This window comes from Micromonospora sp. NPDC047548, assembly GCF_040642975.1.
GTDB lineage: Bacteria > Actinomycetota > Actinomycetes > Mycobacteriales > Micromonosporaceae > Micromonospora.
Genome location: NZ_JBEYTI010000018.1, coordinates 41,553 through 61,498, shown reverse-complemented (window position 1 = coordinate 61,498; position 19,946 = coordinate 41,553). Strand labels below are relative to the sequence as shown.

General features: G+C 69.1%; 14 protein-coding genes. 1 reads left to right on the top strand and 13 read right to left on the bottom strand.

What is annotated here, in order from left to right:
• Nucleotides 1-96 precede the first annotated feature (96 nt).
• From ABZ807_RS19570 to ABZ807_RS19520, 11 genes are all read right to left on the bottom strand, one after another.
• On the bottom strand, nucleotides 97-426 hold the full coding sequence (locus ABZ807_RS19570) for a hypothetical protein (protein ID WP_357159573.1): 330 nt from the start codon (nucleotides 424-426) through the stop codon (nucleotides 97-99).
• The gene (locus ABZ807_RS19565; RefSeq protein ID WP_357159570.1) at nucleotides 419-856 is read right to left on the bottom strand and encodes a YbaB/EbfC family nucleoid-associated protein; all 438 of its coding nucleotides are present in this window, start codon (nucleotides 854-856) and stop codon (nucleotides 419-421) included. The genes ABZ807_RS19570 and ABZ807_RS19565 overlap by 8 nt, the downstream gene beginning before the upstream one ends.
• An 18-nt stretch (nucleotides 857-874) precedes the next feature.
• Nucleotides 875-3,262, bottom strand: coding sequence for a hypothetical protein (locus tag ABZ807_RS19560; RefSeq protein WP_357159567.1), 2,388 nt, complete (start codon nucleotides 3,260-3,262; stop codon nucleotides 875-877).
• A gap of 37 nt (nucleotides 3,263-3,299) precedes the next feature.
• Nucleotides 3,300-3,665: a hypothetical protein gene (locus tag ABZ807_RS19555; RefSeq protein WP_357159565.1), complete on the bottom strand. Its 366-nt coding sequence runs from the start codon at nucleotides 3,663-3,665 to the stop codon at nucleotides 3,300-3,302.
• Between the two features lie 69 nt (nucleotides 3,666-3,734).
• Complete coding sequence (locus ABZ807_RS19550; RefSeq protein WP_357159562.1) at nucleotides 3,735-4,022, bottom strand: WXG100 family type VII secretion target; 288 nt, start codon at nucleotides 4,020-4,022, stop codon at nucleotides 3,735-3,737.
• 4 nt (nucleotides 4,023-4,026) lie between these two features.
• Nucleotides 4,027-4,359, bottom strand: coding sequence for a hypothetical protein (locus tag ABZ807_RS19545; RefSeq protein WP_357159559.1), 333 nt, complete (start codon nucleotides 4,357-4,359; stop codon nucleotides 4,027-4,029).
• A gap of 21 nt (nucleotides 4,360-4,380) precedes the next feature.
• Nucleotides 4,381-5,817: a type VII secretion protein EccB gene (eccB, locus tag ABZ807_RS19540; protein ID WP_357159662.1), complete on the bottom strand. Its 1,437-nt coding sequence runs from the start codon at nucleotides 5,815-5,817 to the stop codon at nucleotides 4,381-4,383.
• A 2-nt stretch (nucleotides 5,818-5,819) separates the two neighbouring features.
• Entirely contained in the window at nucleotides 5,820-7,211 is a 1,392-nt protein-coding gene (gene eccD, locus ABZ807_RS19535) for a type VII secretion integral membrane protein EccD (protein ID WP_357159556.1), read from the bottom strand.
• Between the two features lie 165 nt (nucleotides 7,212-7,376).
• The gene (locus tag ABZ807_RS19530) at nucleotides 7,377-10,694 is read right to left on the bottom strand and encodes an AAA family ATPase (protein WP_357159553.1); all 3,318 of its coding nucleotides are present in this window, start codon (nucleotides 10,692-10,694) and stop codon (nucleotides 7,377-7,379) included.
• Nucleotides 10,691-12,943: a hypothetical protein gene (locus ABZ807_RS19525; RefSeq protein WP_357159550.1), complete on the bottom strand. Its 2,253-nt coding sequence runs from the start codon at nucleotides 12,941-12,943 to the stop codon at nucleotides 10,691-10,693. The genes ABZ807_RS19530 and ABZ807_RS19525 overlap by 4 nt, the downstream gene beginning before the upstream one ends.
• A 39-nt stretch (nucleotides 12,944-12,982) precedes the next feature.
• Nucleotides 12,983-14,200: a hypothetical protein gene (locus ABZ807_RS19520; RefSeq protein ID WP_357159547.1), complete on the bottom strand. Its 1,218-nt coding sequence runs from the start codon at nucleotides 14,198-14,200 to the stop codon at nucleotides 12,983-12,985.
• Between the two features lie 56 nt (nucleotides 14,201-14,256).
• Here ABZ807_RS19520 and eccCa point away from each other — a divergent pair, with 56 nt between their 5' ends.
• Complete coding sequence (gene eccCa / locus ABZ807_RS19515) at nucleotides 14,257-18,201, top strand: type VII secretion protein EccCa (RefSeq protein ID WP_357159544.1); 3,945 nt, start codon at nucleotides 14,257-14,259, stop codon at nucleotides 18,199-18,201.
• A gap of 120 nt (nucleotides 18,202-18,321) precedes the next feature.
• On the opposite strand, the gene ABZ807_RS19510 is transcribed toward eccCa, so the two are convergent.
• Both ABZ807_RS19510 and ABZ807_RS19505 read right to left on the bottom strand, forming a co-directional pair.
• On the bottom strand, nucleotides 18,322-19,146 hold the full coding sequence (locus ABZ807_RS19510) for an alpha/beta hydrolase (RefSeq protein ID WP_357159541.1): 825 nt from the start codon (nucleotides 19,144-19,146) through the stop codon (nucleotides 18,322-18,324).
• 26 nt (nucleotides 19,147-19,172) lie between these two features.
• Nucleotides 19,173-19,871 carry an alpha/beta hydrolase gene (locus ABZ807_RS19505; RefSeq protein ID WP_357159538.1) on the bottom strand — a complete coding sequence of 233 codons (699 nt, stop codon included), beginning with the start codon at nucleotides 19,869-19,871 and terminating at the stop codon, nucleotides 19,173-19,175.
• Nucleotides 19,872-19,946: the final 75 nt, after the last annotated feature.

The following is a 19,946-nucleotide window of genomic DNA, read 5'->3' as shown; positions in this document are numbered from 1 at the left end:
TGGTCGCCTCCTTCTACCTGAACGGCCGCAGGTCTCGCGGCCCACGCCCGGCCGCGGCCCTACGGGCATCGCGCGGCCGGGCGATCGTGTACTCCGTCAGTGACCGCCGAGGCTGTTGTTGAATTTCTGACTTTCGTCGGTCGCGTTGTCCTCTTGCAGGCTGGCGAGGCGGGCGAGGATGTCCACGTTCTCGCCGTCGCTGTCGACCAGTTGGTTCAGGCCGTCCTTGAGCCCGTTGACGGCGTCGATGGCGGTCGTCGCGAGTTTCAGGGCGATCTCGTCCATATCGCATTGGACGAACGGCACCATCTGCCCCGGGGTCCACATGTCGTCGAGCCGGTTCTGAATCTGGTCCAGGTGGGCGCGGAACTGCTTGAAGGCGTCGCTCTTGAGATACTCGGTATCGAGACCGACCTGCTCAGCCACCACGCACCTCCCCTCGCGGGCCCGGTGCCGGCTCCGCCACCGGGCCGACGCCGAGCCAGCGCATCGCGTCTCCGAAGATCTCGGCCATGTCCGTCTTGCCGGACAGCAACTCCTCGGCGGGGGACCCGCTCGGCATGATCCCGACGAGGTTGGCCAGCCCCGCGTCGATCGCCTTGCGCCGTGCCTCGCCGATCGCCTCGACGAGCTGATCGGCGAGTTCCTCGCCCGGCATCGTGCGATACGACCGGGTCAGGAACTTGATGCCCACCAACTCGCCGCTGCCGTTGACCGTCACCTTGAAGGCGCGCTTCTTGCCGACCGCCTCGAAGGAGCCGCCGGCCAGTCGATCGCCGGCCGCCTTCAGCGCCTTGATCTGGCCCTCCACCTCCGCGAACGTCTCGTCCGATCGCGGCTGGCCCGAGTCAGACATCTGTTACCTCCTCATCCGTCACCCGCGCGCCCGCTCGGCGTTCGGGGTGCTGCGCTCCGTCGCGGTCGCCGGCGAAGCGGCCGGCGCGGGTTCCCACTCGCCGCGTTCGATCGCGTCGAAGTCGGTGTTGTCGCCGCGGCCGATGACGGCCGGGGCGCACGTCGGGTCGGTGCCCCAGACGTCCTCGTCCTCGACGAGCCAGGTGGACCGCTCACGATCCTTGTCCTGGTTGGCGTTCGGCTGGCCCATGCCGCCCATGGGCGGCATGAAGGGCATCCCGCTGTTCATGCCGTTCGTCCCCGGGGTGCCCTGACCGCCGGCGGTGGGGAACATGGAGGTCGCCAGCGACGAGTTCACATCGGACGGCGACTGGTAGGGCGTCGAGCCGAAGCTGTTGCCGCCGTCGAAACCCGGACCGCCCGAACCGGAGAAGTTCCCGCTGCCGTCGCCGAGGCGCACCCCGGAAGTGTCGGGCAGGTCGTCGAGGCCGCTGGAGCCGCCACCGAGCTCGTCGGGTCGGTCGGTCGGGAGGTCGTCGCCGAAATCGTTGAGGCCGTTGTTGTTGCCCTCCGTCAGGCCGCCGATCGATTGCGACCCGGAGGAGGTGACGGGTGGCAGGTCCGAATTGTCCAGCGACGGAATGCCGGTGTCCACAATGCCGGAGCGGACGTCGCCGCCGCCGCCGAACACACCGCCGGAGACGCCCGGATCGTTGCCCGGCACCCCACCGATCGGCGTAGGACCACCGAGCCCGTTCACCGACGTCTCGTCGCCGAGCCCGTTCAGCAGGGTGCTCCCACCGCCGAATGTGGGGTCGTCGCGATTGCCGCTGCCCGGTTCGGTGAAGTCGTTCGCGCCTCCCTCGGAGGAGGGGGAACCGTTCAACCGGCCGATCCTCTGCGGGCTGCCTCCGGGGCTACCGGGGGCGCCGAGTGGGCCGAACACTCCGCCGGGCACTCCCGAGCCGCCGCCGCTCGTGTCCGGCAGTCCGGACGAGCCACCGTCCGAGCCCGGCACACCGAGCAGGTTGTTGCCGCCACCGGGACCGCCACCGCCGTCCAGCGGAAGACCACCACCGCCGCTACCACCGCCAACGGTGAACTCGTTGCCACCCGGACCGCCACCGGGACCGCCACCGCCATCCAGCGGAAGACCACCACCACCGCCACCGCCGTCGAAGGTGAGGTTTTCGTTGCCCCCACCACCACCACCGCCACCGCCGTCGAGGTTGAGGTTCCCGTCGCCACCGCCACCGCCACCGCCACCGAGGTCGATGTTCTCGTTGCCCCCACCACCACCGCCACCGCCGCCGCTGTCCAGGTCCGGAGGCCCATTCGGGTCGTCCTTGTCCGGCAGGTTCGGGTCGTTCGGGTCGTTCAGGGCGATCGGGTACTGCTGGAGCGTGATCGGCAACGACATGGTGGAGTACGCCGCCTGGTACGCGGTGTTCAGCTGCGTGAACGCGTCCAGCGCCGGGCGGTCGAGGTACTGCACGACGTTGTTGGCCCACGCCCACCGCATGGCGAAGTCGAGTGCGGCGGCCTGACTCGGGTCGGCCAGGTTGTAGACAGAGGTGTTGTTGCCGAGCGTGATGTTGAAGTCCCACGACCAATCAGCGGGAATCACGTGAGCAAGGTTATTGTCGTTGTACTTATGGTCCTTGTACCAGCCGAAGCTCGTGATTTTGTCCAATTGGTCGGCCTGGGTCTCCAACTGCTGCAGGACGCTGAGGATGACGTCGCGGGGTGTGGGCAGCGTGAGATACGTGTTCCAGGCATTGGTGATCGACGGCTTGAAGGAGGCCGCCCGGTCGCCGCTCAGGCGCAGCTGCGAGGACCATTCCTGCGGTGTGGTCAGCTGTCGGCGGTACATCTCCATCTGGTGCCGCAGATTAAGGATCTGGTAGCGGAACACCTCCGCGGCGGATCCCTGGAACCCTGACTCCTCGGTGTTGACGTTGTCCACCCAGGGCGTGAGCCGATCCGTGGTCGACCGGAACCATGTGGTCGCGTTGTCGATCGCGTTGGCGGCGCTGTAGAAGGTCGACTCGTCGAGCACGTTGTTGGCGCCCGCGACGCTGTCGGTGAAGTTGGTGACCCAGTCCTGCTGATAAATGTCGTGCGGCGACCGGTCGCCGTTCTTGACGAAGAAGTCGACCGAGAATTCCAGCATCTGGAACTCCTTCCGGCCGTCCGGCCAACTCGCCTTGCGGTACACCGTGAACTTGCCGTCCCCGCCGTTGTCCGGGTTCGGGTCGTTCCACGGGTCGTCATCCTGGCCCCGCCGGCCGACCATGTTGACCAGCCGCAGCCACGGCTTGTCGGCGAAGCTCGTCCGGTCGATCGCCTTGGACCCGAGGACCGTTTGCAGGATTTGTTCCCATCGGACTGGGTTGGGCTGAGTCATGGTGGCCTTTCCGGACGAGCGTCGACGACGGCGTCAGCTACTTGGGCAGATACGGGGTGAACTCCCCGGCTTTCACCGTGTTGTAGTTCTCGGTGTTGTCGGTCTCGCTGAGAAATACGTTCACATTCGAGTTGAGCTGGCTGAGGTAGACGGAACGGTTGGCCAATTGCTCCGACAACGACTTCAGTTGTGTGCCCAGCCGTTGCTTCAACTGGGTTCCCAGCGCATAACCGTCACTGCCGTTTTTGAGCAGGATGTTGTCCAGGATCTGCGAGGGCGTCTTGTTAGGGCCTTGGCCGGACACGTTTTGTCCGCTGCGCAGCTCGCCGAGTTCCGGCACGAAGCGGGCCAGCAGGTTGTTCACCTGCGTGATGTAATCCTCGTTGACGACCAGCGTCGGCACGTATTCACCTCTCTAGGTCGGCCGCTGGAACCGGCGCTCTAGACCTGCGCCGGTTCCAGCGGCGCTCTCTCACGCGAAGCGGTTCGCGCCCCGCTGGTCCGTCATGTTGTAGCCGTCGCCGATCTCGCCGAGGGCCCGCTCGGCGACCGTGAGCGCGGTGTTGAACTCGTTCAGCGCCGCGTTCCACTCGTTCTGCGCCGCCTCGTACCCGTCGATCGCGGAGCCCTGGTTGTTCGCGGCGTAGTTGTTCTTCGCCTGGTCCAGGGCTTGCAGCGAGTTCACCTCCGCGTTGTAGAGCTGGCGGAGCTGCGCGATCACATCGTGCATGCCATCGAGGTTGGCCATGTAGTTGGTCATGGTGTCACCCCGCCCAACTGCCGTTGCCGAAGCTCGCCAGCACCTGCTGGGAGTTGACCGCGTTGTCGTCCTCGGTGCTCCGGGTGTCCTGGGCGAACGCGACCATCTCGTCGGAGATCCCCCGGAGCGCGACGGCGATGCGGTTGAGCGCCCGGTTCGCCGCGTCCAGGCCCTGCTGGAAGACCGGCGAGGCCGAGTCGCTCTTCCAGTTCGCCGCGAGGTTGGTGGAGATGTTGTTGAGGTTCTGCCGCGCGGTCTGCTGGTCTTCAACCGTGTCGTTGAACTGGTTGACCAGCGCTACCGTGCTCGCCTCATCAATGACGAGGGGTCTGGGCATGTTCTTCCTTCCATAGCTGTCCTAGAACTGGGTGGATCCTGGTCGCGGTGTTGTTCGATCACCCCCTGCGGCCGACCGACTCAATGTCGGGCCGGTCGGCAAGAGCTCGAGAAAGGTCCGCGGGACGGCGACGGCGGTCGTCGCCGGATGGCCGAGTCGCGCGGCGGCATCGCCGTCGGCGACCGGGAACTTCAGTCCCGCGTCGGTCACCAGGAACAGGTCAGCTCCCGGCGCCTGGTCTGGGCGTCCCACCCGAAACAGACCACCTCTGCCCGGCTCAACCCACACGGCCGCGGCGGTCGATGAGGTCCGGGTGACGCTGGCGGTGTCGGTGACCAGGTCGCGGTCGCCCAACCCGTGGGCCGCCACGAGCCGCGCATCCCGGTCGCGGGCGCCGTGCTGAACGCACCAGGTACGACCGGGCGCGGTCTGCGCGGGTAACGGCACCGCTTTGGGCAGTCCATCGGCCATCGCGGCTATCCGGGATTGGCCCAGCTGGCTGAGGGCGGCCGGGCTGAGCGTCGACGGCGCCACGGGCCGGCCCTGGTAGAGCGCCGCTGTCGCCGGGTCGCCGGCGAGGAGGGTCTCGGCGAACGGCGACAGCGGGCTGAGGCCGTCCGCCTGCAGAACGAACATCCGGCCGGTACCCGCCTCGACCGGATCGGCGAACAGCTCGCCGATGCGCGTCTCCCGACCGTCGACGCGCGGCCCACGCTCGCCACGTCGCGGCACCGCGACCGCGGCGACGTCGGGTCCGAGCGGGAAGTTGTCGAGCCAACGGGTGTCGACGACGATGGGGGTGTCCTGACGCAGGACGCGGGGGATCCAGCTGTCGACCACCCGGTGCCTTCTGCCCTGCCGCAACAGGAACGTGTCGCCACCGGCGACCCTGACCACGACGGCCCGGCCCGCTGGCGCGGGCGCGCCGTTGAGGGCGGACGGCCGGCCGATTGCGAGGGTGGTGACGGTTAGCGCGCTGCCCGACTGGTCGCGTGCGACCTGCGCGCACGAGTTCCAGACCAGGTTCACACCGTCGCCGGCGGGTGGGATGGCGTCCGGGGCACCGGGGATGCCGATCGGCTGTCCGTGCGGCACACCACGCAGCGACGCGGCCGATACCCGCACCACCTTCGGCGTCTCCGGCGACAGCAGCAGGATCGACGCGTAGTTGAGCGCCGGCCGCAGCCGACCTTGCACGAGGAAGAAGCGGGTTCCGGTCTCTTTTTCCACAATCACCACGCCGGGTTCGCGCCAGGACGTGGCGCCCCCGGGCCGGATCAGGCCGAAGACGGCAAAGCCGGCGACCAGCAGTGCGGCCAGCAGCACACCGACAAGGGAGCCGACGGCCAAGCGGCGGTGCGGGCTCTCGAGCCCGTCGGGATCGCCCGCGACGAGGGCGGCTGACAACCGGCCCACCATGAAGCTGTGGGCCTGCACCTGATCACGCCGGGACTGCATGGTCACCCACCGATGCCCCGGACCATGGCGTACACATCGAGCACGGCGAGCGCCACCGGCACCAGCGCCACCGTGGACAGCGTCTCCAGCACATCACCGGCCCGCCCCCAGTAGGGCGACAACCTGCGCTTCGACAAAGCCCGCGCGGCCACGAGCAGTTGCACGATCGACACCGGCACCGCCACCAGCACGATGCTCACCCGCAGGACTGGCTCAAGCTGAACGAGGCCGCCGGTCGCCAGTACCGCGAGGCCCGACAGCGCCGGAACTCCGAGGGCAGCCCGATGCCATGCGCTTGTCATCGTCCTGGACATGAGCAACCGGGCGACGCTCGCCAGTAGCACCAGCAGGGTCGTCGACCGGGTCCCCGCCAGGGCAAGCAGAACCAGGCCGATGCCGCTCACGATCCCCGCCCCACCGTGTAGCGCGGTCATGAACCGGTCGGCGGTCAGGCCATCGGCGAGAACCCGTTCGCTCGGCTCCGGCTCGATGTCCTCCTGCAGGTGCTCCGGCTTTGTGGGCAGCGGGGCCAGCCGGATGCCGGCCATTCGTGCCGCTAGCAGCGGAACAGCTAGCGTGATCAGGGTGGCGGCGACGGCTGTCACGGCCACCGCCTGGGTGACCGAAAAGTCCGCGAGGATGCCGAGTGCCCCACCCAGCACGGCGAAGCACCCGACCGATGCGACGGCGACGAAGAGCGGACGGGCACTCGGGTACACGTACGCGGCGACGAGAGCGCCGGCCAAGGTGGCCGTCCCACCGGTCAGCACATGCGGTGCGCCGAGACCTACGTCCGCTTGCCCCCCACCGGCATCGGGGGCGATGACACCCGCCACGGCGAGTGCGCCGACGGCGCTCGCGGCGCACAGCAGGCCGAAGACGCGTTCGTCGAAGAGGCGCGCGCCAACCGCGATCCCGAACAGCAGCACGGCCATCCCTGCGGCACCGACGGCCCGCAGCAGCACGGGTCCAGCAGTGGCGACGGCGACCAGGGTGACAGCCACCACGACCGCGCCGACCGTCGCCATGGCGTACCGGGTGAACGCCGGTCGCCAGTAGCCGGACCTCTTGCTCACCGAGGTTGCCACGCCGTCGATCAAATCGTCGAAATGCACCGGCGGTAGCTGGTCGGCCAGAGGTCTCAGAAACAGGGTCTCGCCGTCGCGCAGATCCAGCGAGGCGACGGTCACGTCCGCGTCCAGCGGCGGTCCGCCCACACGCTGCAACACCCAGCCCCCGTGGGCCAGGCCGCTGTCGGCGAGGTCCGACCCGAGGTGGTCCAGCAATGCCGGCAACAGGTCGGCGATCACCACGTCCGACGGCACGGCTAGTTCGAGTGTGCGGTCTGGCCCGCAGATGACCAGCCGACTCGCCGCCGCAGAGGATACCGTCATGCACTTTACAACGGCGTAACCAACGTCCGGTTCAACGAACGTTCGCAACAGTTGATTTGTGAGCAGCGGTTGCCCGGGCAACTCGCGGAGCCGATCAGGCAAGGCGGGTCAGGTCGCGTGGGCATGGCAGGCAGGACCTGCTATATCAGGTACCCGAGGTGATGCTCAGTGTCCGGGCGTCACGTCCGCTACGGTCAGCACGCGCATCTGCTCAACGGTAGGGGCACCAATCGCCCGCAGGCGACCGGCCTGCCGGGTGACGGCGTCGTCGAAGAGAGTACGGGCGTAGCGGGCGTTGCCGAACGTGGCGCCCTTCGGGACCTGTTCGAAATGCGTTCGCAGTGCGGTGAGTGTGGCACCGGGACAGTCGTAACCGTTCGCCTGAGCGAAGCCGTCGAAGATGGCCACCAGCTCGTCCGGTCGGTAGTTGGCGAAGTGGATTCGCCGGGTGAACCGGGACGCGAGACCGGTGTTGGCCGCAAGGAATGCTGCCATTTCCCGTTCGTATCCGGCGGCGATCACGACGACTTCGTCGCGATGGTCCTCCATGAGTTTGACCAGCGTGTCAATAGCCTCGCGACCGAAGTCCTGGCGCGATTCGGAGGGCGCCAGCGTGTATGCCTCGTCGATGAACAGCACACCGCCCCGGGCCCGCTCAAACGCCTCTGTGGTGCGGTGCGCGGTCTGACCGATGTACTCGCCGACCAGGTCCGCCCTGGCGACCTCGACGACCTGCCCGGAGGACAGCACGCCGAGCGCGGCGAGCAATTGGCCGTACAACCGCGCCATGGTGGTCTTTCCGGTGCCGGGAGGCCCGGAGAAGATCAGATGCCGGGATACCACCGGCGCAGGCAGACCGGCGCGAACCCGCGCACGTGTTGACGACAGAAGGTCGATCAACTCCTTCACCTCGCGCTTCGCCTCCGCCAGCCCGATCATCTGCTGCAGCTTGGCCAGCAACGCCCCCAGCTCAGCGGTCCGCGCGTCGTCGGGGCCGTCTGACACCGCGGCCTCGCCGAGGTCCTCCGGCAGCAGCTGCGCGAGTTCGACGCCGGAGAGCTGGCCGCTGCCGGCGAGCCGCACCGCCTGTCGACCGAGCATCTCCTCGAAGATCTTGCGCGCCACGCGGGCGTTGCCGAACGACTCGGTTCGCGCAATGCCGTCGAACATTCGGGCCAGGACGACGCGGGTGTCGTACTCGAGCGAGTAGTGGTGTGTGCGGCACAGCTGCTCGACGATACTCACCAGCTCTGTCGTGCTGTAGCTGTCGAACTCGACCGTCTTGGCGAACCGGGAGGCGAGGCCCGGGTTGGAGTCCATGAACGTGCGCATTTGCGGCGAATAGCCAGCGACGATGACGACGATCTCGTCCCGGTGGTCCTCCATCAGCTTCACCAGCATGTCAACGGCCTCCCGGCCGAAGTCGTGTCCGCTTCCGCCCCCGTCGACCGGGGAAAGGGTGTAGGCCTCGTCGATGAACAGGACGCCGCCGAGCGCCTCGTCGAACTTGGCTTTCGTCTTGACGGCGGTGCCGCCGATGTGCTCGGCGACGAGATCCGCTCGGGACACCTCGACGAGCTGACCGCCGGGTAGCACCCCGAGCGTGGCGAGGATCCGGCCGTAGAGCCGCGCGACGGTGGTCTTGCCCGTACCCGGTGCTCCGGCGAACATCATGTGCCTCGAGATCGGCGGCACCGGAAGCCCGGCGGCACGCCGGCTCTGGCTCACCCGGTGCAGCCCGACAAGCGTTGCCACCTCGCGCTTCACCCCGGCGAGGCCGACCAGCGCGTCCAGTTCTTCGAGCAGCTTGCCGACCGGGTCGTCGCCGCCGTTCGACTCCGGTACCTCCGGCGGGATGCTCGCCGCGGCGTTGCCGATCGCGTTCGCAGCCGGCGCTGCGGCCGGGCCCGCCCCGGCCCGGTCGGGCATCGCCGGTACCGGGCGACCATGGCCATTCGTCGTTTCGTCGCGCCCGAGGGCCGCTGCGGCGTCGACGATGGTGCTGCCTTCGGTGGTGACCGGACGGCGGGTGTCGATCTGCAGCGCCCGGGCACCATTGCCGACGACTTCGGAGTCGGTGACCTCGCCCGTCGAGTCCTCGGCGAAGCGGATACCGCGCACGCAGCGATGAACACGGGTTCGGAACATCCGGAGTGTCCCCCGGCCGTCCACCTGCACCCCGACTGTTCGCGAGCCACTGATATCGCACGATGAGACGACAGCGGTGGCCGCTGACCTGATGACCATGCCGGGGCCGGCACCGGCGAGGGTGACCTCGTCCAGGTCGATCCGGCTGTCCTCGTCCACGACCACCGCTACCGCGTTTCCGTCCACGCTGAGATGGCTGTGACGCAGTGCGGCGCTGCTCTGCCCGGACATGTGCACGCCGGTCTCGCCGCATTCCGAGAGAGTCAGCTTGCCGACGTCCGCCTGCGCGTCGTCGTCCACGGCGATGCCGACGTCAGCCTCGTCGATGCTGCAGCCGACCAGCGCGGCGCGGCTGCGTTCGCGCAGCAGCAGCGCCGTCCGGCCGCCGGCGCTCAGCTGACAGTCATGCAGATCGATCGAAGCGTCCCCGACAAGCGCGGCCAAGGCGGCGTCGCCCGGATGAAGCTGGCAGTCCCGCAGGCGTCCGCGCGCGGAGCCGGCGAGGATGATGGCGTGGCCGGCGGTGGCGGCGATGCTGCATCCGGTCAGCACCGCGTCGGCGTCCCCGGAAACGACGACGCCGTGCGTGGCTACCTGCCGAATCTCGAGATTGGTGATCACCGGCTTCGCGTCGACGATCGTGACCGCCGCACCGGCGGTGTCGCGGACGGAACCACCCGTGATGCGCGGTTGCGCCCCGCTCTCCACCGCGATCGCCGGGCCGGTCGTGGCCGTGATCGTGCAGTTGTCCAGTGTTCCGCGCGCTGCCTTGCCGAACAGCACAGCCGCGCCGCCCACGTCGCGGAGGGTGCAGCCACGCAGGAGTGGATCGGCGCCGTTCAGGACCACGACGCCTGCCGTGCCGGTGTCCGTGATCGTGGTGCTCTCGACGGTCGCCTTCACAGCAGCGCCCTCGATGAGCAAGCCCGCGCCACCGGGGTTGCTCACCGCGCAACCTCGGGCACTCACCTCACCGCCCGCCACGTGTACGGCCACGACGGCCGAACCCTCGACGTCGCAGTCAGTCAGCACGAGCCGACCGCCGCGCAGCTGCACTGCGGGCAGCTGATCGTCGCCGCCGCGTAGCCGGAGGCCCCGCAAGGTGGCCATACCACCGGCTCCGAACACTGCGACGCTCTGACCGCCGTCGATGGTTACCGTGCCTCGCCCCTCCTCGGCCAGGATCGTCACGTCGCGCGTCAATCGCACGTTCTCTCGGTAGCGGCCCGGCTGGACGACGACCGTGCCTCCGTGACCAGCCATGTCGATGGCCTCCGCGATCGAGGAAGGGCACCCTGGCTCCGTTTGGGAAACAGAGATGACGTTCAGACTCATCGCGCTCCAGCCTCTCCTCGATCCCGTCGCTGCGGGCGGTCGCGCTGCGCAGCCGGGGTAACCGTGTCGCCAGATCGCTGCCGAAATGGGCGACCCGATGTGTCGAGCCCCAGGGCGAACTCGACGCAGGCGTTGGCGGCCGCGGAGGCCGTACCGTCGCTCGCCGCCTGCAGGCGCGCGACCACCTGTTCGTTGTCAGTGGTCGGACCGCCGTAGCGGCCAGCCTGGCCAACCGTCGAGACGCGGTCCCGCAGCAGGACGCGGGCCGGCTGTCCTGATGTCACCGGCGGCTCGACCGCCAGCACGGTGAACCGGGAGCCCGGTGGGAAGAGGGCCCGGCGTTCGGTCGCCCGACCGAGCGGCCCGAGGCGGCGGGCGCTGGCCGACCAGATCACATACTGCACCTCGCCGGCGGCCGTTCCCGGGTCGAGCCCGACGTCGATGAAGCCTGGCTCCACGAGCTCGTCTCCCGGGCGGTAGCGGCTCGCTGCGGTTGCACCCGCCGCCCCGGTGCCGCTGGTGAACACCGGCCCATGCGCCGCGGGGAGTCGCCGGAGGCCGGCAGCCGCGCATCGAGCGACCGTCGCACTGGGGGACGTCGATCCGTCCGGTGCACCGCGCAGATATTCGTTCACCGGTCCGCGCAGGTCCTGCACATATGCCTGCACGGCGACCAGACCCGCCACGGTGCCGACGTGGGAGGTGCCGCCGGAGCGCAATCCCGGCTGCTCCGCGAGCAGCCTCGTGACAACCCTCCCGTGCGCGTCGTACCGCCCGTTCAGCATGCGGCGCAGCTCGGTTTGGTCATCGGCCGACAGGGACGAATGTGGCTGTTCCATCAGCAATCCGGCTGCGATGACCGCGAGCTCGTCGGCCGCCGGCGGCTCCGGCCCGTCGGCGGCGGGTCGAATCTCGAGGCGCCGATGCGGCGCCCCGGGCGTGGCGTCGCCGCCTCCACCGGCGAGCGGCCCGATGCCCGAGGACGGACGGCGGGAGACGATCCCGGACAGCGGCGAGCGCTCGGCAAGCACCAGTGCTTTGACGCCGGCGTCGACCGGCGCCGGGTCCTGGGCTGGCGGCAACTGCGTGGCGGCGTCCGGTGTCTCGGGCTCCGCCCTTTCCGGCACGGCGGCCGCGCCCACCGCCATCCCGGTGCTCATGTCACCCGAGGCATGATCTGTCATCGGGTTCGGGGTGGCTCGCCGTGGCAGTGGACGCGGGGGGAAATACCGGTCGATCAGCTCGGCCCGGGAAGTCGTCGCGACTCCCGGCATGTCCGGTGAAGACGGCGCCCAGCGGCGGAAGCCCATCGGCGCGACGAGCACGCCACTCGCGGTGACGAAGACGGGACCGGTGCACGACAGCACCGGCGTACCGAGGTTCCGCGCCAGGCTGCTGAGGAAGATCTCCGCCGAGCGGGCTACGCCGCCGTGTAGCAGCAGTATCAGCACGCCAGGTTGTCCGTGCCGCGCCGCGTCGATGGCAGCGGCGACGGCTCGGACGGTTGCTGGCCTGCCCTCGACAAGCGGGCCCGTCGACCCCAGCTCCAGCTCGACCACGAACGCACCCCAGATGGGAGCTCGGCAGGGTGTTCGGGATGGGCAGAAGGACCAGCCGGCAGGTGAACGCTGCCCAGGAACGCCACTGGTACCAGCACCTGGCGGATTCTCGCGCCGGTCCGGCGATGTGTCGGATCGAGACCGCCACACGATCGGAAACCGCGCGGAGACGAGGCGGTCGGGGTGAGGCCCCCCACCGTTGGCTACCGGCGCCGCGACGCTGGGCACAACGGCTGGCCGGCCGTGGAGATCTCCCAGCTCCGCAAAGTGCGTCACGGGGGTCGGGGCGGCGCTCGGCACCTCCCGGGAGCAACGTTCGGGCGGTGATGGCGGCGCCGCTCGCGGGGGCCGAGCCGACCCGTCGTTCGGCAGTGGCTCCAGCCGGACACGGTTACCCAACTGCGCGGCGAGGGATCGTGCCGTCTCCGCCAGCCCCACCGGGCCGCCGAAGTCAGGGGCATGATGCAGCAGCACGTTGCCCGCCGCGCCGCCCAGCCACTCCGCCAGCACCGCCGGGAGAAGATCTGCCAGGTCTGGCAGGCGGCCCAACATGTCGCCGAGCACGACGTGAACCGTCTCGGGCGACGGACGTAGCACCGCCGCAACGGCGGCGAGTGCCACTGGGTCGTCGTCGGCGTGCCGAATCACCAGGACGTCATCGACGAACTCACAGACCACGTAGGGGTCCATCGAACCTCCGTCCCGTGCTCAGGGGCTTGCCACATGCGTTCAGGTTGGGTTGAGCCACGGCAGCCCGTACAGCGTCGACAGCGCACGATGCAGGCTGATCGGGTCGACCTCGGGGACAATGCCGTCCCGCTCACTGATATGCCGCACGAAATCGTCCTGGGGTGCCTCGTCGTGAACCCGTAACCGGTCGGATATGGCTGCGGACCAGACCCAGTGGCCGTCGGTGAACCATCCGCCCATCGGGCTCCCGGCGGGTGACTCTCCCTCTGGTGCTTCCACTCCCGGCAGCGCGAGCGGCATGCCGCCGCCAAGGTAGGACAGCACCATTTGACGGAGCGCCGGGTCGAGTTGCCGGGGTCTGTCACCCGGTGTGTTGGCTGTCGCCGCGACTAGCGGCGGCGTCGACGGCTCGCGGGTCCACAGCAGCGCGGCCGCCGACAGGGCCACGCGTTGCAACCCTGGCAGTTGCGTGACGTCCGTGAAGACCTCCACCATTGGCGCCGGGCCCGCCGACGCGGGGGCCAGCGACCGCCCTACCGAGGCCGTGACGTGGGCGAGTTGATCGTCTGTCGACACATCGGTGTAGAGCAGGTAGATCCGCCGTGGTGACGGCCAGGGCGTGTCGATCGCCGGGAATCGCCACGCCCGCCACAGTCCGGCCACGTAGTCCAGGCCGCAAGCGGCGGCGATGGCTGCCGTGTCGAGTTCGTCCACACCTACGTCAGGGTCGTGCGGCACCGTGAGGTCCAGGCTGAATGCGAGGCGGTCACGGCACTCGGCGAGGACCGCTGGGCCGACCGGGGCCAGCGCCCACCAACTCCCCTTGCCGCCGACGGCCTGATCCAGACAGGTGGGGTCGAGCGCGGCATCGAGCAGCGTCCCACGCAGCAGCGCGAGATCCTCCTCGCTGGGGAAACACAGCCCGGTCGCGGTGGCGAAGCCGACCGCCTGCGCTACGTCGACCAGCCTGCCCTGCGCAACCCAGTCACGCGCGTTGAGCAGCAGGTCGTCGGGCAAGCTGTCGGCGAGCCGCGACAGCAGGTGGTGGTAAGCGCCGCGCGGCGTCCGCGTCGCCGCAGGATCGGCAGACACCGTGCTTTCTCCTCCCGGTCGTCGTCCGATGGCACTACGATCGCCGGGGCTGGTCGGTTCAGTTTCTTCGTCCATCAGCGCCGGTGGCGGGATGGTCGGGGTGATGACCAGGACGGCCGATGCCGCGTCCACGACGATGCGCCCCTCAGTGACCCGATCGGCCACTCGTCACGTAGTAAGCCTCGGAGGCCCACAAGTCGTGGGCCGGGAGGGCGCACGACGTGGGTACCGTGCTGTTCCAGCGGCCTCCGCGCCGTACCGGTCCGGAGACACCGAGCGGCGAGGTGCACCTGCAGGAGCCCCCGGAACTGCCCGAGGCACAGTCCAACGCGGCGCGAACCATGATGACCGTGATGCCGATGGCCATCATGTCGGGCGTCATGGTCATGATGTTCACGAATGGCTCGCGGGGGCCGCTCACCTTTGTCATGGCCGGCATGATGGTCGTCGCCATGGTCGGCATGGCGGCTGGGACGATGGCGTTCAGCGGGGCCGACCGTAAGAAACGAATGGGCGGCGACCGCCGCGACTACATGCGGTACCTCGGCCAGAACCGCAAGCGGGTGCGGCAGAGCATCCTGCGGCAACGCGATGCGAACAGTTGGCGACACCCCGATCCCACCTCGCTGTGGTCGCTGGCCATGACGACCCGGCGGTGGGAACGCCGACCAACCCATCCTGACTTCCTGGAAGTTCGCGTCGGCACCGGCCAGCAGCGTCTGGCCACCCGCATGGTGCCGATGCAGACCAAACCCATCGAGGATCTGGAGCCGCTGTCCGCGAAGTCACTACGCCGCTTCATCCGGGCCTACACGGCCATCGAGGGTCAGCCGGTCGCGCTCTTCCTTCGGGGGTTCGCGACGGTACGGGTCGGGGGCGAGCAGGCCCGCACCTTCGTGAGGTCGCTGCTGTGCCAGGTGGTGGCGTTCCATGCCCCGGAGGACGTGCGTGTTGCCTTCTGCCTCGACGAGGGCGGCCTGGCCGCATGGGAGTGGGCGAAGTGGTTGCCGCATTCGCAGCATCACAGCGCCCAGGACGGCGCCGGCGCGGCCAGACTGGTCGGTGAGAGCGCCGAGGTGGTGGAGACGCTGCTCGGCGAAGACTTCATCGAGCGCCCGCGTTACGAGCCGGATGCCACGCCGTCGCGTGACGAGCCGTTCGTGATTGTCGTCCGCGACGGCGGACGGGTCGGCAACGCTGCCCGGTTCGCCACCTCCGGTTACCGCAACGCGGTGCTCATCGACCTCGACGAGACTGCCGCCACGCAGAGTCGCACCATGTTGTGCCTGCATCTGGACGGTGATGACCTTTTCGTCGTCCGCAAAGATCGCGTCGGGGTCGACATGCGCAACCGGCTGGCTCGATCCGACCGGACGAGCACCGCGGTCGCCGCCGCCCTCGCCAGGGTGCTTTCGCCCTACCGGCTGAGCCTGAGTACCGAGGCCCCCGCCGATTCGCTGCGGACAGACATCGACCTCGCCCGGCTGCTCGGTATCGCGGATGTGACGCGGATGGACCTGTCCCTGCTGTGGGCTCCGCGCAACCCGTCCGAGCGGCTGCGCGTGGCGATCGGGGTGGATACCGACGGTTCTCCGGTCGAGCTCGACATCAAAGAGTCGGCGATGGGCGGGGCTGGTCCGCACGGCATGCTCATCGGCGCCACCGGTTCCGGCAAGAGCGAACTCCTGCGCACGTTGGTGGTCGCACTGGCTGCCACTCATTCGTCCGAGACCCTGAACCTCGTCCTGGTGGACTTCAAGGGTGGCGCGACCTTCCTGGGCCTCGACCGCCTGCCACACACCTCGGCAGTGATCACCAACCTCGCGGACGAGTCTGCGCTCGTCACCCGAATGCAGGACGCGCTGCACGGCGAACTCGTCCGGCGCCAGGAGTTGCTGCGGCAGGCCGGCGGCTACTCCTCCGTCGTGGAGTACGAGCGAGCCCGAGCGCAGGGCGAGCCGTTGGATCCGCTGCCGACGCTCTTCGTCGTGGTCGACGAGTTCAGCGAACTGCTGAACACCCACCGCGACTTCGTCGAGCTGTTCGTCATGATCGGACGGCTCGGCCGGTCACTGGCGGTACACCTGCTCTTGGCCAGCCAACGCCTTGACGACGGCCGGATCGGCCAGCTCGAGTCCCACCTGTCCTATCGAATCGGCCTTCGGACCTTCTCCGCCATCGAGTCCCGGTCGGTGATCGGCGTACCGGATGCCTACAGCCTTCCGCCGGCTCCTGGCAACGGCTACCTGCGCACGGACGTGTCCACCCTGGTGCGCTTTCGGGCTGCCTACGTCTCCGGCGTTCACCGGGGCGACGACAAACATGTCCACCAGGAAGCCGTCCGCCGCCAGGTCGTGCCGTACTCTCTGGCGCCGGTCGCGGTCGTCGAGCCGACGGACGCGAGAGTCGCCGAGGACGAACCGGTCGACGAGCCGGGCCGCAACCTCACGATCATGCGGCTGATGGTCGACCAGATGGTCGACCAAGGTCCACCCGCGCACCAGGTGTGGCTCCCGCCGCTGGGCGAGCCACCCACCCTCGACCAGTTGTTACCACCGTTGGTACCTGATCCCGAGCACGGTCTGCGGGCCATGGACTGGCCGGGCGCGGGGCGTCTCGCCGTACCGATCGGCTTCGTCGACCGGCCGTTCGACCAGGTGCGTGATCTGCTCACGGCGGACCTGGCGAGCACCGGCGGGCACGTCGGCATCGCCGGCGGTCCACGGAGCGGCAAGACGACGCTGTTGCGCACCCTGCTGTGCAGCCTCGCGCTCACCCACAGTCCACGCGAGGTGCAGCTGTACCTCATCGACTTCGGCGGGGGCGGATTGGCCGCGCTCGCCGCGTTGCCGCACGTCGGTGGCATCGCTGGCCGGCTCGATGCCGAACGGGTCACGCGGACGATCGCCGAGATCAGCAACCTGCTCACCGAGCGGGAGCGGACCTTCGCCGCGTTGGGTGTCGACAGCATCGAGGCGTATCGGGACCGCCGGGCCGCAGGTCACCATCTCGAGGATCCGTTCGGCGACGTGTTTCTCGTCGTCGACGGCTGGTTCACCCTGCGTCAGGAGTTCGAAGCGAGCGAGACGGTGATCCGGCAGCTCGTCGCCCGCGGCCTCAACTTCGGAATTCATCTGGTGCTGACCACCTCGCGATGGTCCGAAGTTCACCATGCGATGCGGGACCAGATCGGGACGCGATTGGAGCTGCGCCTCGGAGACCCGGTCGATTCTGCCGTCGATCTGCGGCTCGCCGCGACTGTCCCGCAGCAACCCGGCCGCGGCCTGAACATCGACAAGCTGCATTTCCTCGGCGCGCTGCCGCGCATCGACGGTGTGCCCGACGGCGAGTCCGCAGCCGAGGCGGCCCGGACGCTCGCCGCTACGATCCGGGAGTTCTGGCCGGGCGATCCGGCACCGCCGGTGCGGACGTTGCCGGCGGAGCTGCCGGCCAGCGCACTGCCACCCGGCGACGGCGAGCTGGTGCTCGGTCTCGGCATTGACGAGGAACGACTGGAGCCGGTCTGGCACGACTTCAGGCAGCTGGCGCACTTGACTGTCGTAGGTGACAGCGGCAGCGGCAAGACCAACCTCCTCCGCTACGTCGCCCAGTGGATCGTCGGCCGGTTCCAGCCGGAGCAGGCTCGCATATTGGCTGTCGACTTCCGTCGCGCGCTCATGGACGATGTTCCGGAGCCCTACCGCCTCGGCTACGCCGTCACCGGCGAAACCGCCCGCGCCGCGGTGGCCGACGCGGTGGCCGGCCTGCAGCGGCGGGAGCCGGACAGCTCCGTGAGCGCCGAGCAACTACGGCGCGGCGACTGGTGGCAGGGGCCACGACTGTTCGTGCTGGTCGACGACTTCGACATGTTGGCCGGCCATGACAGTCCGCTTACGCCGCTCGTGCCGTACCTGGCCCAGGGTGCCGACATCGGTCTGCACCTGGTGCTCACCCGCGGTGCCGCCAACGTCATGCGCATGTCGATGGACCCGCTCATTCGGCGGCTGGCCGAGACCAACGCGCCGGACGTGGTGCTGTCCTGTCCGCCGACCGAAGGGCCGATGCTCGGCAACGTCAAACCGCGGCACCTTCCGCCCGGTCGGGCGCTGTTGTGCACCCGACGTGGCGGACGGCTGATCCAGACGGTACGCGCGACGGACGAGTGACGGCGGCGGCTCGGTGCCCGGCGGTAGCACCGCTGGCACCGCTCGGTTGACGTTGCGGTGCGGGGCCCTGAGGAGGTCAGGGCCCCGCATCTCATGGCTGGTTCTGCACGGATCGGAAGGTCAGCGGGTGCCTCGGTCGGCGTCGACGATGAGCTGCGTCACGAGATCCGGGTGGCTGACCATGGCCACGTGGGAGGCGGCCACCTCGACGGTCTGTGCGCCGGCGCGTTGATACTCGTAGCGCTGCAGCGCAGGCGGGATGGCCTTGTCGTCGGTGGCGATCAAGCCCCACGAGGGAATGGTGTGCCAGGCAGCGGCCTGGGTCAGGTCGGTGAAGCAGGCAGCGCTGAACGGCCGCTGCGTCGCCGCCATGACCTTCGTGGTCGATGCCGGCAGGTCGGCGGCGAAGACCTGGCGAAGCTTGTCGGCCTGGAGATACAGGTCGGTGCCGGTGGTGCCGTCCGGGTTCGGGTACGGGACCGGGTTGAGGGCGGCCTGGATCTCGCTACCCGGGTACTTGGTGATGAGCTGGCCGAGGGCCTCGCCGGTGTCAGGGACGAACGCGGCAATGTAGACGAGGGCTCTGACGTTGGGGGCGCTGGCGGCGGCGTTGGTGATGACCGCGCCACCGTAGGAGTGGCCGACCAGGATAACCGGACCGTTGATGCTGCGCAGCAGGCTGGCGATGTAGGCGGCGTCGGAGGGCAGGCTGCGCAGCGGGGTAGCCGGTGCGATCACCGGATAGTCACGCTCTTGCAGCCGTTCCACGACGCCGCTCCAACTGGCGGTGGCGTCGGCGAAACCGCCGTGGACGAGCACGACGGTCGGTTTTGCCGGACGGGTGCGGCCGGCCGTGGCCGGACTGGCCGCCATAGCCATCGCGGAGGTGGCTACTGCGGCGCTGACGCCGGCGACGAACGTGCGCCGGGAGACGTTGGCAGGCATGAAAGCTCCTGAAGTGGTGGTGATTGTCAGTAGGTGGCCGACGCGGCGGCTTCACGGATGAGGTCGGCGACCGCGCCCGCCTGGGAGACGTAGATGGCGTGGCTGCCGATCGCCTCGGCGACAACGGCGCCGGCGCGGGTGGCCATCGCCCGCTGCGCGGCCGGCGGGATCATGCGGTCCTCGGTGGCGACCAGATACCAGCTGGGCTTGTGCCGCCACGCCGGCTCGGTGACGGCACCGGCCAGTGCCCCGACCCCCCACGGCACCTGGGAGTCGGCCAGGAAGGCCGCCTCGTCTGCGGTCAGATCGGCGGCGAACGACGCGTGGAACTTGGCCCGGTCGAGAAACAGGAACCCGTCGCGGGGCGGCAGGATCGGCGGGACGGGCGCGCCAGGCGGCGGTTCGGCGATCAGGGTGTTGACCGACTCGCCCTTGTCGGGGGCGAACGCCGCGATGTACACCAACGCGGCGACCCGGTCGTGGGTGCCCGCTTCGCTGATGACCGCTCCGCCGTAGGAGTGGCCGACCAGGACCGCCGGGCCGTCGAGCCCGTCGAGGATGAAGCGTGTCGTGGCGACGTCGCCCTCCAGCGAAAGCGTCGGGTTCTGTACGACAGTCACCGTGAAGCCGTCGCGGGTCAGCAGGCGGTGTACGGCCTGCCAGCCTGATCCGTCGACGAAGCCGCCATGGACCAGCACGACGTTGCGGGTTGTTGGTGTGCTCATGGAATGCTCCTGAGTTCCAGGCGGCGGGCGGATCGCCCGCCGCTTCGCATTCCATGCAAGCCGCCACACCCGCGC